This is a genomic window from Intrasporangium sp. (assembly GCF_039812505.1).
GTDB lineage: Bacteria > Actinomycetota > Actinomycetes > Actinomycetales > Dermatophilaceae > Intrasporangium_A.
The window spans coordinates 1-12,906 of the sequence record NZ_JBDIAQ010000006.1; the positions used below are offsets into that span (position 1 = coordinate 1).

14 protein-coding genes are annotated in these 12,906 nt (G+C 71.5%); 5 read left to right on the plus strand and 9 right to left on the minus strand.

Annotated features, from left to right (window positions below; translation table 11 throughout):
• Window positions 1-515: 515 nt before the first annotated feature.
• From WMI84_RS01825 to WMI84_RS01835, 3 genes are all read right to left on the minus strand, one after another.
• Entirely contained in the window at window positions 516-722 is a 207-nt protein-coding gene (locus tag WMI84_RS01825) for a hypothetical protein (RefSeq protein ID WP_347350290.1), read from the minus strand.
• 207 nt (window positions 723-929) lie between these two features.
• Complete coding sequence (locus WMI84_RS01830; RefSeq protein ID WP_347350291.1) at window positions 930-1,139, minus strand: hypothetical protein; 210 nt, start codon at window positions 1,137-1,139, stop codon at window positions 930-932.
• Window positions 1,136-1,432, minus strand: a complete 297-nt coding sequence (locus tag WMI84_RS01835) for a metalloregulator ArsR/SmtB family transcription factor (RefSeq protein ID WP_347350347.1) — start codon at window positions 1,430-1,432, stop codon at window positions 1,136-1,138. The genes WMI84_RS01830 and WMI84_RS01835 overlap by 4 nt, the downstream gene beginning before the upstream one ends.
• 354 nt (window positions 1,433-1,786) lie before the next feature.
• On the opposite strand from WMI84_RS01835, the gene WMI84_RS01840 reads away from it, so the two are divergent.
• The 3 genes from WMI84_RS01840 to WMI84_RS01850 all read left to right on the plus strand — a co-directional run bounded on the left by WMI84_RS01840 (window position 1,787) and on the right by WMI84_RS01850 (window position 3,772).
• Window positions 1,787-2,902 (plus strand): C1 family peptidase, encoded by a 1,116-nt coding sequence (locus WMI84_RS01840; RefSeq protein WP_347350292.1) that lies wholly within the window; start codon window positions 1,787-1,789, stop codon window positions 2,900-2,902.
• Window positions 2,903-2,914: 12 nt separating this feature from the next.
• Window positions 2,915-3,370 (plus strand): hypothetical protein, encoded by a 456-nt coding sequence (locus tag WMI84_RS01845; RefSeq protein WP_347350293.1) that lies wholly within the window; start codon window positions 2,915-2,917, stop codon window positions 3,368-3,370.
• 90 nt (window positions 3,371-3,460) lie between these two features.
• On the plus strand, window positions 3,461-3,772 hold the full coding sequence (locus WMI84_RS01850; RefSeq protein WP_347350294.1) for a protease inhibitor I42 family protein: 312 nt from the start codon (window positions 3,461-3,463) through the stop codon (window positions 3,770-3,772).
• Window positions 3,773-3,826: 54 nt separating this feature from the next.
• Here the strand turns inward: WMI84_RS01850 and WMI84_RS01855 are convergent, their stop codons facing one another.
• Genes WMI84_RS01855 through WMI84_RS01870 form a run of 4 tightly spaced genes read right to left on the minus strand, consistent with a single transcriptional unit; the run spans window position 3,827 to window position 7,698 of the window.
• Window positions 3,827-5,098 (minus strand): FAD-binding oxidoreductase, encoded by a 1,272-nt coding sequence (locus WMI84_RS01855; protein ID WP_347350295.1) that lies wholly within the window; start codon window positions 5,096-5,098, stop codon window positions 3,827-3,829.
• Complete coding sequence (locus tag WMI84_RS01860; RefSeq protein ID WP_347350296.1) at window positions 5,098-6,012, minus strand: amino acid ABC transporter ATP-binding protein; 915 nt, start codon at window positions 6,010-6,012, stop codon at window positions 5,098-5,100. The genes WMI84_RS01855 and WMI84_RS01860 overlap by 1 nt, the downstream gene beginning before the upstream one ends.
• Window positions 6,009-6,833: an amino acid ABC transporter permease gene (locus WMI84_RS01865; protein ID WP_347350297.1), complete on the minus strand. Its 825-nt coding sequence runs from the start codon at window positions 6,831-6,833 to the stop codon at window positions 6,009-6,011. Before WMI84_RS01865 ends, WMI84_RS01860 begins: the two co-directional genes overlap by 4 nt.
• Window positions 6,834-6,843: 10 nt before the next feature.
• A complete protein-coding gene (locus tag WMI84_RS01870; protein ID WP_347350298.1) occupies window positions 6,844-7,698 on the minus strand; it encodes a transporter substrate-binding domain-containing protein in 855 nt (284 codons plus the stop codon).
• 176 nt (window positions 7,699-7,874) lie between these two features.
• Here WMI84_RS01870 and WMI84_RS01875 point away from each other — a divergent pair, with 176 nt between their 5' ends.
• Entirely contained in the window at window positions 7,875-9,005 is a 1,131-nt protein-coding gene (locus WMI84_RS01875; RefSeq protein ID WP_347350299.1) for an alanine--glyoxylate aminotransferase family protein, read from the plus strand.
• A 42-nt stretch (window positions 9,006-9,047) separates the two neighbouring features.
• On the opposite strand, the gene WMI84_RS01880 is transcribed toward WMI84_RS01875, so the two are convergent.
• Together WMI84_RS01880 and WMI84_RS01885 are read right to left on the minus strand one after the other, a co-directional pair.
• Window positions 9,048-10,886, minus strand: coding sequence for a beta-galactosidase family protein (locus tag WMI84_RS01880; RefSeq protein ID WP_347350300.1), 1,839 nt, complete (start codon window positions 10,884-10,886; stop codon window positions 9,048-9,050).
• A gap of 132 nt (window positions 10,887-11,018) precedes the next feature.
• A complete protein-coding gene (locus WMI84_RS01885) occupies window positions 11,019-11,861 on the minus strand; it encodes a GNAT family N-acetyltransferase (protein ID WP_347350301.1) in 843 nt (280 codons plus the stop codon).
• 79 nt (window positions 11,862-11,940) lie between these two features.
• On the opposite strand from WMI84_RS01885, the gene WMI84_RS01890 reads away from it, so the two are divergent.
• The gene (locus WMI84_RS01890) at window positions 11,941-12,780 is read left to right on the plus strand and encodes an NAD(P)H-binding protein (RefSeq protein WP_347350302.1); all 840 of its coding nucleotides are present in this window, start codon (window positions 11,941-11,943) and stop codon (window positions 12,778-12,780) included.
• The last annotated feature ends 126 nt before the right edge of the window (window positions 12,781-12,906 follow it).

Consider the following 12,906-nt stretch of genomic DNA (forward strand, 5'->3'; position numbering starts at 1 on the left):
CTGAACCGCCTCCCACGAATGCACCAGGAGGGGTCGTCTTTATGGCCCCGTTCGACCCAGATCTGGGCCTGTGGTTCGCGTACCTCCGCCGTGGTGACGACGTCGAACGGTTCGAGGGATCACGAATGGTGGTAAGGCAGTGGGTAAAGGCCCAGAACGTGGCTCAGCGTTGGGTCTTCGACGTCAACCGTGGAGCCTACCTTTCCTGGCAGCTTCCACCTCGGCCCGGTGCCACATGAGCGCTCCCTCCTGCGCATCGAGGGACACATCCCCCACCTCCCCCAGCCTCGGTGCTCAGTGCCACCCAGCGCCCGCCGGGTCGGACGGGGTGGAACCACCCTGAATGGTGTATGTCGCGTTGGACTGGCGCTTGTACTTGATGGACTTCGCATGGACGTACCACTCGCCTGGGTAGGCACTTGAAGGGTCGTGCCAACCCACCTCGACCGCGGCGGTGGGCTGCTGGATGCTCTCGTATCAATAGACGTTAGGGGCACGTTAGGGGCGGCAACCCATTAATTGAGCGTCTGAACGTTGTCGGGATCATTGTAGACGCTGAACTGGCGTGGGCTCTGGCTGTTGCCGCCGGGGTAGGCCGCTGAAAGATACAAGATCTCCCGATTGATCCAGCTCAGGCGGTTGCCGCGATTGTTGGTCTTGAAACTGGCCGAAGAAACGGTGAACTTGGCCCCTGCCGTCACCGTTTTGAACGAGAAACTCATTGTCCCTAGGTTCGTCTTGCCATACCCGTATGATCCCGAGCTGAGGCTGAAACTCGTCCGATAGTTGTCAACCTCGCTCCAACAACCCTTGACTGTGCAGTGTCCCGCCCCGCTGACCCGGTCCGGGTCGGTCTCGACGTGCCATCTGGTGTCGATGTCCCAGCTGAAGCAGACCCGATGCGGAGGCTCGTAGACGAGCACCCGGGCTCACCGGCACTCGGTGCCGTCGACGCCGCGGTCGATGATGTGGCCGACGACGAACGGCTCGAACACCAGCTCGACCAGCGGCGCTCCGAGAATGTGCCTGTCCTCGTCCCACCAGGTTCCGATCTCTGCGGCGAACATCTGGAACGCCCGGGCGACCGGCCCGGCGACCTCGGTCAAGACACGGACGGTCGTCGCGTGGATGATTGTCACGGGGTCTCCTCACCATGTTCGACGGCCTCGCGGAACGAGTCGAGGGACCTGCGCCAGAAGCTGTCGAAGTAGGAGGGGATGATCGATAGCGGGTCGCGATCGACGACGCGGTAGATGCGGCTCACGCCTTCGGCGTGGTCGTGGAACAGGCCCACGGACTTGAGGACCTGCAGGTGCTGCGAGACGGCCGAGCGGCTGATCGGTAGACCGCGGGCCAGGTCGCTGACCGACGAGGGCTGCTCGACCAGGCGTTCCATGATGACGCGGTGGGTGGGCTCCGCGATCGCGTCCAGAAGGGCAGATGCTTAGCCATTGCTAACGTAAGTAGGCGCTAACGCATCGCGTCGTCAAGCGGCACAAGCCATGCCGGGTGCGCAGCAGCGGCGAGCCCGGAAGTGACCGCACCCGGTCGCCGGATGTTCGCAAGGACACATCAAGTCCGGCGCTGCGCCTGGCCCTGAACACGCGGCGGCACCGGCCGCAGGCACTTGTTGTGTCCTTACGTACGGCCCGGGCCGGTCGAGGCGGACCCGCCTCACCGGACGCGACCCCACCGGGGACCGCCCGCGTCGTATCAACGAGCCCCGCCCCGCCTCTGATCGCTGTCCCTCCCCGACTCGAGGGAGCGGTCCACTAGGAGGAAACACATGCCCGGAAAGGATCGCGTCGACGTCGGCGCCGTACAGCGCGAGCTCGAGACGCAGAACCATCCCTGGGAGGCGGCCGAGAACCACCTCACCCGCCTGAGCAGCAGCGAGCGGGCCCGGCGGCTCGGTGTCCCGCTGCCCGACGCGGAGCACCTTGCCCTGCTGGAGCAGCGCGCCGTCCGGCTGCGGGCCAGCCTGCTCGAGGGGCCGAGCGCAGGGGCCGCGGGGCTGCCCGCCGCCTTCGACCTGCGCAACGTCGGGGGGCTGAGCTACGTCAGCGGCATCCGGGACCAGGGCGCGTGCGGCTCCTGCGTCGCGTTCGGGTCGGTCGCGACCATGGAGGGCACCGCCCGCTACCAGCGGCGCATGCCCACGCTCGACTCCGACTTCTCCGAGGCGCACCTGTACTACGGCTGGGGCTCGACGGTCGGCGTCACCTGCGACACCGGGTGGATGCCGATGCCGGCCCTCACCTTCGCCACCAACGACGGCATCTGCTTCGAGGCCGAGTGGGCCTACACGGCCGGCAACACCAATGGCGGCTCCGCCCCGGCGAACTGGCAGCAGCACCGCGCCAAGGCCACCGGCACCGTCGACCTGACCAACAAGGTGGACGAGATCAAGGCGCACCTGACCACCGTCGGGCCGGTGACCGGCTGTTTCGTCGTCTACACCGACTTCTTCAGCTACAAGTCCGGGGTGTACAAGCAGACCACCGGCAAGCAGGAGGGCGGCCACTGTGTGGCCATCGTCGGCTACGACGACGCCCAGCAGGCCTGGATCATCAAGAACAGCTGGGGCACCGGCTGGGGGATGGGCGGCTACGGGCTGATCGCCTACGGCCAGTGCTACATCGACACCTGGTCGAACGTCGCGGTGACCGGTGTGAACCTGCGCGCCTGGACCACCGCGAAGAAGGTCATCGGGGGCTACAGCACCGGCCAGGACCGCAACGGCTGGGTCTACGTGCAGGACGTCGGCTGGCTCCACGTCGGCGGCACCACCGGGACCGCGCACGTGGCGATGTTCGCCGACCTGCTGACCGCCAAGGAGAAGAGCGCCTTCGTCAACGCCTACTCCGACGACGGCACCATCAAGACCGTCTACGCCTACTGAGGAGACAGCGACATGCCGAGCAAGACCACGACCACGGCGGCCCCGACGGCCGCGCCCCAGCCGGAGACGACCGCGGACCTCGTCGCCCACGACGGGGCCCCGCAGCCGCACCCCCTCACCGACGCGGAGCTGAAGCTGCTCACCGACGACGCCGGTCACGCCACCGCCGCCGGTGCAGCGCCGGGGCCGGCCCCGACGATGCAGCCACCCCAGGCGGCCTCGGCCGGCCTGCCGGACTCGGCGGGCACGCCGATCACCGGCCAGCAGATCGTGGCGACCTACGCCGAGCAGACCAACCGCAACGCCTGGGCCTACCTGTCCACTGCGGGCTGGAAGAAGCTGAGCGACCTGACCGACACCGGCTCGACCACGATGACCCTGCTGGCCGCCCACGCCCGGGCCACCGGCAGCGCACCATACGCCGACGAGAACCCGGCCGGCACCATCGGCACGCTCTACGTCTGGTGAGCCGACCTGCCCGGTGAGCCGGGCTGCTCCGACGGCCGACCGTCCAGGGGGACGGTCGGCCCGAGGGCGTCGAACGAGGCAGGAGACATCGTGCAGCACGTGATGACCGAGCCCCGGGACGGGGACCGCGTCGAGCTCACCCCGGGTGACGAGCTGCTCCTCCGGCTCGCGCAGCAGTCCGGCGGCGGCTACCTGTGGTCCGTCGCCGAGCTGCCCGAGTGCCTGACCGAGGGCCGGGCGGAGGTGGAGCCGGTCGACCGGGCGTTGCCGGGCCGGGCGCGGACGCTCGCGCTGGGCCTGCACGCCGGCGACCCCGGCTCCGGGGAGGTCGTCCTGACCCTGCGCCGGCCGTGGGAGTCGGAGCCGACCGAGCGGCGCGTCATCCACGTCGAGGTCCGCTGACGCCCGCCCGCCGCCACCCCCCCGATCGACAGGGCACCAATCCCGATGGACAGTTCACCACCCCCGCCGGCGGGTGAAGCGCATCGGGTCGAAGGCCGGCACCCCCGCTGCCGCGCCGTGCGCCACCAGGTCGGCCACGAGCCGACCGGTCGCGGCACCGAGGCTCAGCCCGAGCATGTTGTGCCCGGTCGCGACGACGATGCGTTCGGCGCCGGGGACACAGCCGATCAGCGGCTTGCCGTCGGGGGTCATCGGCCGCGGCCCGACCGCCACGTCGGTGCTGGCGTCCCAGTCGATACCGGTCAGGTATGGCGCCGCCTGCCGTCTCATCAGCGCGATCCGCTGCGCGTGGACCCCTTCGCGGGTCCCGTCGAGCTCGACCAGCCCGACGAGCCGCGTCCGGTCGCCCATCGGCGTCACCCCGATGTGGGTGTCGCCCAGCCGCAGCACGTGCCGCGGCGGGTGCTCGGGGCGGACGGTGAAGCTGTAGCCCTTGCCCGGCGTCACGTAGCCGCGCACCCCCAGCGGCCGGAGCAGCCGCTCGGACCACGCCCCGGCGGCGATCACGACCCGCCCGGCGCCCCTGACCCCCGCCGGGGTCGCCAGCTCGACCCGCGAACCGCGCTGGCGCACCGCCCGCACCGGGGCCTGCGTCACGAGGTGCGCCCCGCGCGACAGCGCCGACTCGACCAGCCGGTCCACCAGCCGGGACGGGTCGAGCCACCGGTCCCCGCGATGGACGAAGCCGAACCGGGCCCGCTCCCCGAGACCCGGCTCGAGCTCGAGCAGCTCCTCCCGCCCGAGCACGCGCTCCGGTGCCGGCGACAGCCCGCGCCGGGAGACCGCCAGCAGTGCGGCCCGCGACGCCTCGGCCCGCGCCCGGGTCGGGTGCAGCATCAGGAATCCCTCGTCCTGCAGGCCGACCACGATGCCCGCACCGACCAGCTCGTCGACCAGCCGAGCGGTCTGCCGGTTCAGCACGTCGAGCTCGTCCCACGACCGCTCGAACCGGCGCCGCCCCGAGCTGAGCACGAACCGGCCGAGGTAGCCCGCCACGTGCGGCAGCGCGCGGGCGCCGAGGAAGAAGCTGCCGTCATCCGGCCGGACGAGCGAGCGCAGCCCGTCGCGCACGACCCCCCACGACGGCAGGGGGTCGCTGCGGGCGGGACAGACCCAGCCGCCGTTCACCCGGGCCGCCCCGCCGCCGGCGCCGGCCGCGTCGAGGAGCGTGACGTCATACCCGCGCTCGAGCAGGTAGTGCGCGCTGAACAGCCCGATCAGCCCGGCGCCGACGACGGTGACGTCGCCGGGCTGACGCGCCGGCATCAGAGCCCGTGCTCTCCGAGGTCGTCGCGCATCGGCGGCTGTGCGTGCGCCGCCGTCTCGGCCTGCTTGATCCGCCGTCGCTGCTGCTCGTCGGCCCGCTCGGCCGCGGTGTCCTCGTCGGCGCCCACGTGCGTCGGGTCGAGCACCCGGCTGAGGAAGGTGCGCGTGCGCTGGTGCTGCGGGTTGCCGATGACGTCGTCGGGGTGACCCTCCTCGACGATGACGCCGCCGTCCATGAAGATGACCCGGTCGGCGACCTCACGCGCGAAGGCCATCTCGTGGGTGACGACCATCATCGTCATGCCCTCGGAGGCGAGCCGGCGCATGACCGCCAGCACGTCCCCGACCAGCTCCGGGTCGAGCGCCGAGGTCGGCTCGTCGAAGAGCATCATCTTCGGGTCCATCGACAGCGCCCGCGCGATCGCCACGCGCTGCTGCTGGCCACCGGACAGCTGCGCCGGGAAGGCGCCGCTGCGGTCCGCCAGCCCCACCCTGGCCAGGTTGGCGAGGGCCACCTTGTCGGCCTCGGCCTTGCCCCGCTTGAGCACCACCTTCTGGGCGATCGTGCAGTTGTTCAGCACCGACAGGTGGGCGAAGAGGTTGAACTGCTGGAAGACCATCCCCATCCGGCTGCGCACCTCGTCGAGGTCGCAGTCGGGGTCGGTGACCTCGACCCCCTCGATGAGGATCTGGCCGCCGCTCGGGTGCTCGAGCAGGTTGACGCACCGCAGCAGCGTCGACTTGCCGGAGCCGGAGGGGCCGATGACGCAGACCACCTCGCCCTGTCGGATCGAGGTGGTGATGTTCTTCAGGACCTCGACCGGGCCGAACGACTTGCGCAGACCGTTGATCTCGACGACGGCCGAGCCGTTCGCCGACGCAGCGGTATGCCGCTGAGCTGGGTTCGCTGTCATCGTGCCTTCGCCGTCTTCCGCTCCATGCGCCGCACCAGGAAGGTGAGGGGCAACGTGATGATCAGGTAGCACAGGCCGGCGACGACCAGTGGGGTCAGGTTCGCGTTGGTGTTCGCCAGGTCGCGGCCGTACTTCGTCAGGTCGAACGAGGTCGCCGACAGCCCGATGATGTAGGCGAGCGAGCTGTCCTTGACCACGAGGATCAGCTCGTTGGTCAGCGGCGGCATGATGATCCGGAACGCTTGGGGCAGCACGATCTTGCGGGTCGTCGGCCCGGTCGGCATGCCCAGCGAGCGGGCGGCCTCGACCTGGCCCTTGGGCACCGCCTGGATGCCGGCGCGGATCGTCTCGGACATGTACGCGGCGGCCACGATGCCCAGCGCGGTCCAGACCGTGCCGTAGATGCCGAACGGGATCTGCATCCCGGGGAAGGCGAGCGGGAGCAGCCCGAAGGCCATCAGCACGACGATCGTGGGCAGTCCCCGGAAGAACTCGATGTAGATGCCGGCGAGCCAGCGGTAGGGGCCGACGGACGAGAGCCGCATCAGCGCCAGGATGGTGCCGACCACGAGGCCGAGGACGAAGGCGCCGACCGAGTAGACGATCGTGTTGCGCAGGGCCGTCCCGAGACCCTGGGTCAGGGTGTCCCGGATCATGTCGGTGCGGAAGAAGACCTTCTGGATCTGCGGGAAGTCCGCGACCGCGATGATCAGGACGAGGACGGCGATCAGGATCGCGTACTGGATCCAGCGGATCCGTTGGGCCCGCTTGCGGGGCGAGCCCTTGCGCGCTCGCCCCACGGTTGCTGCCGGTGCGGTCATCGACGTGGCCTCACGAGAAGGTCGGCATGGTCGCGGGCTCGGAGCCGAACCACTTCTTGTAGCTCGCCTTGTAGGACCCGTCGGCCACCATCTTCTTCAGCGCGTCGTTGAAGCCCGCCATGATCTTGTCCGCGTTCGCGTCGTTCTTCTGGCCGACGAAGCCGTACTGCTCGCCGGTGTCGAACTCCTTGACCACCTGGAAGCCCGCGTTGCTCTGGGCGAAGTTGAGCAGCGGGCCGTTGTCGTTGATGATCGCGTCGACGCGTCCGGACTGCAGGCCGGCCAGCTGGGTCGGCAGGTCGTCGAAGATGATCATCTCGTAGCCGTTCGCGTCCTTGTTCTTCTCCGCGTAGATCTGGCCGGTGGTGTCGGTCTGCACGCCCACCTTCTTGCCCTTGAGGCTGGCCAGGTCGGCGACACCGGAGTCCTTCTTGGTCAGCAGCGCCTGGGTCGCGTTGAAGTACGGCAGCGAGAAGTTGACGGTCTGCTTGCGCTTGTCGGTGATCGTGATCGCGCCCATCGCGATGTCGCACTTCTTGGCGGCGAACACGGCCCCGGAGGTGATCGAGGCGAACTCGATGTCGACGATCTTCACGTCCGTGGCGCCGAGCTGCTTGGCGGCGGCGTTGGCCAGGTCCATGTCGAAGCCGACGACGTTGCCCGAGTCGTCCTTGAACTCGAACGGCTTGTAGGACAGGTGCGTGCACACCGTGAGGCTGCCGGGGCTGACGAGCACCGGGCCGCCGGTGGGGTTGGCGGCGGCGCCGTTGTCGCCGCTGCTGCTGGAACCGCAGGCCGCGAGCGCGAGGGCGGCGAGGCCCACGAGGGCGGCGGAGCGGGCGAGGCGAGGGGTGAACTGCGACATCGGTGTCCTCCAGAGTTGACGAGTGTTCGTGAGACTACAGACGGTGGTCCCGTTGCGGAACGATGCCGCACCGGATCGTGACCTTTCCGCCGACGGACCGGCTGGCGGTCGCCGGTCGTGCGGGCCTCGGGGTCTGTCGAACCGGGCCCCCCGAACTGGTGTGGGATGGTGCAGGCATGACACTCCCACGTCCCGAAGTCGACCCGGACGGCCTGCTCGAGTACTCGGTCGTGTTCACCGACCGCTCGCTGAACCACATGTCGCAGCGGTTCGTGCGCGCCATGCAGGACCTGGTCGAGGTGCTGGGCACGACCTACCACGCCCGCACCGTCGCGGTCGTGCCGGGCGGGGGCAGCTATGCGATGGAGGCTGTCGCCCGTCAGCTCGCGACCGGCCGGCGGTGCCTGGTCGTGCGCAACGGGCTGTTCTCGTACCGCTGGTCCCAGATCCTCGCGGCCGGCGCGATCAGCGACGAGGTCACCGTGTGCGCGGCCCGGCCGCTCGACGGGTCCGTCCACGCGCAGTGGCGGCCTGCGCCGGTCGACGAGGTGGTCGCGGCGATTCGCGCCGGGCGGCCCGAGGTCGTCTTCGCCCCGCATGTCGAGACGGCCGGCGGCATCCTGCTGCCGGACGACTACATCCGGTCGGTTGCCGCGGCCACGCAGGAGGTGGGTGGCACTTTCGTGCTGGACTGCATCGCCTCCGGCGCGCTGTGGGTCGACCTGGCCGACCTCGGCGTCGACGTGCTGCTCAGCGCACCCCAGAAGGGCGGGAGCGGGACCCCCTGCGCCGGCTACGTCATGCTCGGCGAGGCCGGTCGGGCGACGGTCGAGGCGACGACCTCGACCAGCTTCGCGGTCGACCTGAAGAAGTGGCTCGCCATCACCGAGGCCTACCGGCGGGGGGAGAGCCCGTACCACGCGACGCTGCCGACGGACTCCCTCGCGCACAACGCCGCCGTCATGCTCGAGACCCGCGACCTCGGCCCGGAGCGGCTCCGGGCCGCGCAGGTCGAGCTGGGGACGAGGGTCCGGGCCCTGCTCGCCGAGCGTGGGTTCGCGTCGGTCGCCGCCGACGGGTTCGCTGCTCCCAGCGTCGTGGTGGTCCACACGGACGACCCGGAGATCCGCAGCGGGGCCAGGTTCAAGGGGGTCGGCCTGCAGGTCGCGGCCGGCGTGCCGCTGATGTGCGGCGAGCCCGACGGCTTCTCGACCTTCCGGGTCGGCCTGTTCGGCCTGGACAAGCTGACCGACGTCGACGGCACGGTCGCCCGGCTGCGCGACGCCCTGGACCGGCTCGCCGGCTAGGCCTCGGCCAGCCGGACCGGGTGTGCGCCGACGACCGCACGCTCACGAGACCGTCTCGGCGGCGGCCGGCACGCCTTGGGCCACCTGGCGCCCGCCGTCGAGGTCCGGCTCGGACCGCAGCTCGACCGACGAGCCCGGGCGCTCGAGCTCGAGCACCACGACCTCGTTGTCCCCGGGGCGCCAGAGCGGTGCGGGCGCGTAGAGCGTCACCTGCGGACCGACCTGCCAGTACCGGCCGAGCAGGAACCCGTTGAGCCAGACGAAGCCCTTGCCCCAGCCGGGCAGGGCGAGGAACCCGTCGGCCGGGTCCTCGTCGAGCCGCAGCGAGGTCCGTCCGAACACCGGGCCCGCCGCGCCGGGCGCGCTGCCGAAGCGCAGCCGCCCGGTCAGGCCGGCCGCGTCGAGCCGCAGCGCCGTGCTCTCCCAGCCGTGCACGAAGCGGCGCCCCAGCCGGACCGCGGCCAGCCCCTTGCGCTCGCCGATCGCCTGGGCGAAGTTGATCCGCCCCTGGTTCTCCACGACGATCGCGAGGTCCGAGCGCCGCCCGTCTCCCGGCGTGGTCAGCGCGATCTCGGCAGCGGGGTCGTTGCGGTCGGCCACCCCGGCCACGGCCCCGTCGACCAGCACTGTGGCCCGGTCGGCCAGACCCTCCAGGACGAGCGGCGGCGGGTCGGGCGGCAGCAGGACCGAGCCGCGGTAGAGGACCAGCCCGTGGTCCTGCCCCAGCTCCTCCATGACCAGCGGCAACGGTGCGCGACGCGGCGGGTCGAACACGTCGAGGCAGTCCAGCAGCGCGACCCACTCGCCGACCTCGGCCTGCCGGGCAGCCAGCCGCGGCGGGAGCGCGGGTGGCTCGGGCAGGGGGTGGGCGGCATACCGCTCCAGGATCTGCCGGTAGGCGTGGAACTTGGCGGTGAGCTCGCCCGCCTCGCCCACCGGCGCGTCGTAGTCGTAGCTGGTCACCGTGGGCTGCAGGCGGCCCGCCTCGAGGTTGGCGCCGTTCCAGAGCCCGAAGTTCGTCCCGCCGTGGGCCATGTAGAGGTTGACGCTGGCGCCGCGCGTGAGGATGTCGTCGAGCACCCCGGCGGCGTCGGCGGCCGCGCGCACGTGGTGCGGCTCGCCCCAGTGGTCGAACCAGCCGTCCCAGAACTCCATGCACATGTCCGGCCCGTCGGGCTGCACGGCGCGCAGCTCGGCGAAGGCCTCCGGCACGCGCGAGCCGAAGTTGACGGTGGCGTGCACCCCGGGGATGGTGCCCGAGGCGAGCAGGTCGGGCGCGGGGCCGTCCGAGGTGAGCAGCAGCACGTCGATCCCGCGGTCCACCAAGGCTGCCCGGCAGTGCTCGAGATACCCGGCGTCGTCGCCGTAGGAGCCATACTCGTTCTCCACCTGCACGGCCACGACCGGCCCGCCCCGGGTCGCCAGCAGCGGTCGCATGACGTCGCAGACCGCGTCGAACCAGGCGACCACCGCCGCCAGGAAGCTTGGGTCGGAGGCGCGCAGCGTCGGCCCGGGCTCGGTCATCAGCCAGGCCGGGAGCCCGCCGAAGTCCCACTCGGCGCAGATGTACGGGCCCGGCCGAAGAATGACGTCCAGGCCCTGTGCGTCGGCCTCGCGGACGAACCGGGCCAGGTCGCGCCATCCGGTGAAGTCGACCTCGCCGCGCCGCCGCTCGTGCCAGTTCCAGGCGACGTAGGTCTCGACGGTGTTCAGCCCCATCGCGGCCAGCCGGGCCAGCCGGTCGCGCCACTGGTCGGGATGGACCCGGAAGTAGTGGATCGCGCCGCCGATGATCTGGTGGGGCCGCCCGTCGCGCCGGAAGGCGCCGTCCGCGACGGTGAGGGTGCGGGTTGCAGCGGGACTCGGGCCGGCCGGGTTCATGGTGCTCCTTCGTCACGGGCTCGGTGCCAGTTGGACGAGAACCTACCCCGAGCCGGTATGCCGCTCACCGGCCCCCGCGCGCCCGGTGCCGCCGCACGTGGTTGCGCGGGGCGCCGCTGGGTCGGGAACCGGTCAGGACGGGATGCGCACCCAGAGGTAGGGCGTGGTCGTGGTGACCGCACGCAGCCCGCTGCGGGCCAGGATCGGCCGGGACATCTCGGTGCTGTCGCTGTGCAGGTAGCGCACGCCGTGCTCGAGCGCGTGCCGGGCCCGGGCCGCCGTGAGGGCCCGGTAGATCCCCTGCCCCCGCCAGGCCGGGTCGGTGGCCCCGCCCCACAGGCCCGCGAACTGCGTGCCCGGCACGACCGACAGCCGTCCCGCGCAGACGACCCGCCCACCGGCCTCGGCCAGCCAGAGGGTCAGCCGGTCGCCGTGCGCGGCCAGGTCGGCGACCAGCTGCTGCGCGCCCGGGCCGGTGCCACCACCGAAGACGCGTTCCTGCAGCTCGCTTGCCCGGGCGGCGTCCTCGGCCAGGCCGGCGTCCTCGTCCGGGTCGGCGCCCTCGGCCAGGTCGGCGCTCGCGCCGGCCCGGCGCACGGTCACGCCCGCGGGAAGGGGGACCGGCGCCGCCAGGGCGGCGGCCGGCCCGACCATGACGGTCTCCGGCTCCTGCGCCTGCAGGCCGTGTGCCACCAAGTGGTCCGCCAGGTCGGCGGGCCGGTCGTGCCCCCGGGTCTTCCACTCGAACGAGGCGACCGCGGTGGTGTCCCGGAAGTGGGCGACGGCCTGTCGGACCAGCCCGTCGAGGCCCGCCCCCGCCGCGCCGGCCAGGTCCCGGTACGTCACGAAGCCCCGGGTCCGATGCTCGAAGGTCGCGCACCAGAGCGGCCCGATCCGGATCACTTCGGCGGCGTCGACCAGCTCGGCCTCGGTCCGGAGCTGGTCGTCGTAGGCCTGCAGCAGCTCGTCCGTCACGCCCGGTGACGCTACCCGCGCCGGGGCTCGGCCCGCGACCCGTTTCCGGCCGTCCGGCAGACGGGTCGAGGATGGGTGGATGAGCAACCAACCGAAGCGGGTGCGCCGCGTCCTCGTCACCGGTGGGACTGGGGTGCTGGGTCGGTCCGTCGTCGCCGCGCTCCAGCGGTCCGCCGTCGAGGTGCGGGTGCTGAGCCGGGGCATCCGTCCGGTCACGGGCCTGTCGAACGTCGAGCTCGTCACCGGTGACGTCCGCAAGGGGGAGGGCCTGGAGACGGCGCTTCGGGACGTCGACGTCGTGGTGCACTGCACCCAGCCGGTCGACGCGGTCATCGAGCGGGCCCTGCGGGCCGACCGGCCGCACGTCGTCTACATCTCGATCGTCGGCGTCGACTCGATCCCGTTCGGCTTCTACCCGACCAAGCTCGCCGACGAGCGGCACCTGGCCGCCTCGGGCCTGCCCTGGTCGGTGCTGCGCGCCACGCAGTTCCACGACCTCGTCGCCGCGCTGCTGCTGGGCCTGTCCGGGCCGCCGGTGATGCTGCTGCCCAAGGGGGTCCGGATCCAGCCCGTCGAGGTCGCCGAGGTCGGCGAACGGCTCGCGGCGCTCGCGCTCGGTGCGCCGACCGGGCGGATCGACCAGCTCGGCGGACCCGAGGTGCGCACCATGCGCAGCCTCGGCGAGGCCGTGCTCGACCGGACCCGGCGGCGCCGCCGCATCGTCGAGGTACCGGTGCCCGGCAAGGCGGGGCAGGCGTTCGCAGCGGGACACAACCTGGCCCCCGAGCATGCCGACGGCAGGACCACCTTCGAGCAGTACCTGCACCTGATTTCCGCCACCGGGGAGCGCCCGTACGCCGGTGCCGTGCGCGCCTACCTGTCGCCCCGGCGCCTGCTGCGGGCTTTCCGCCCGCTGTAGTCGGGTCGCACCGGTCGGGGCGGTCAAGCTCGGGCGCACGGACGACCATTGGTCCGGCTCGCCCCTGCGTCAGGGCCGGGCTCGTGCTCAGGAAGGTGCGCGTCATCCGCCGTTGTCGACCAATGG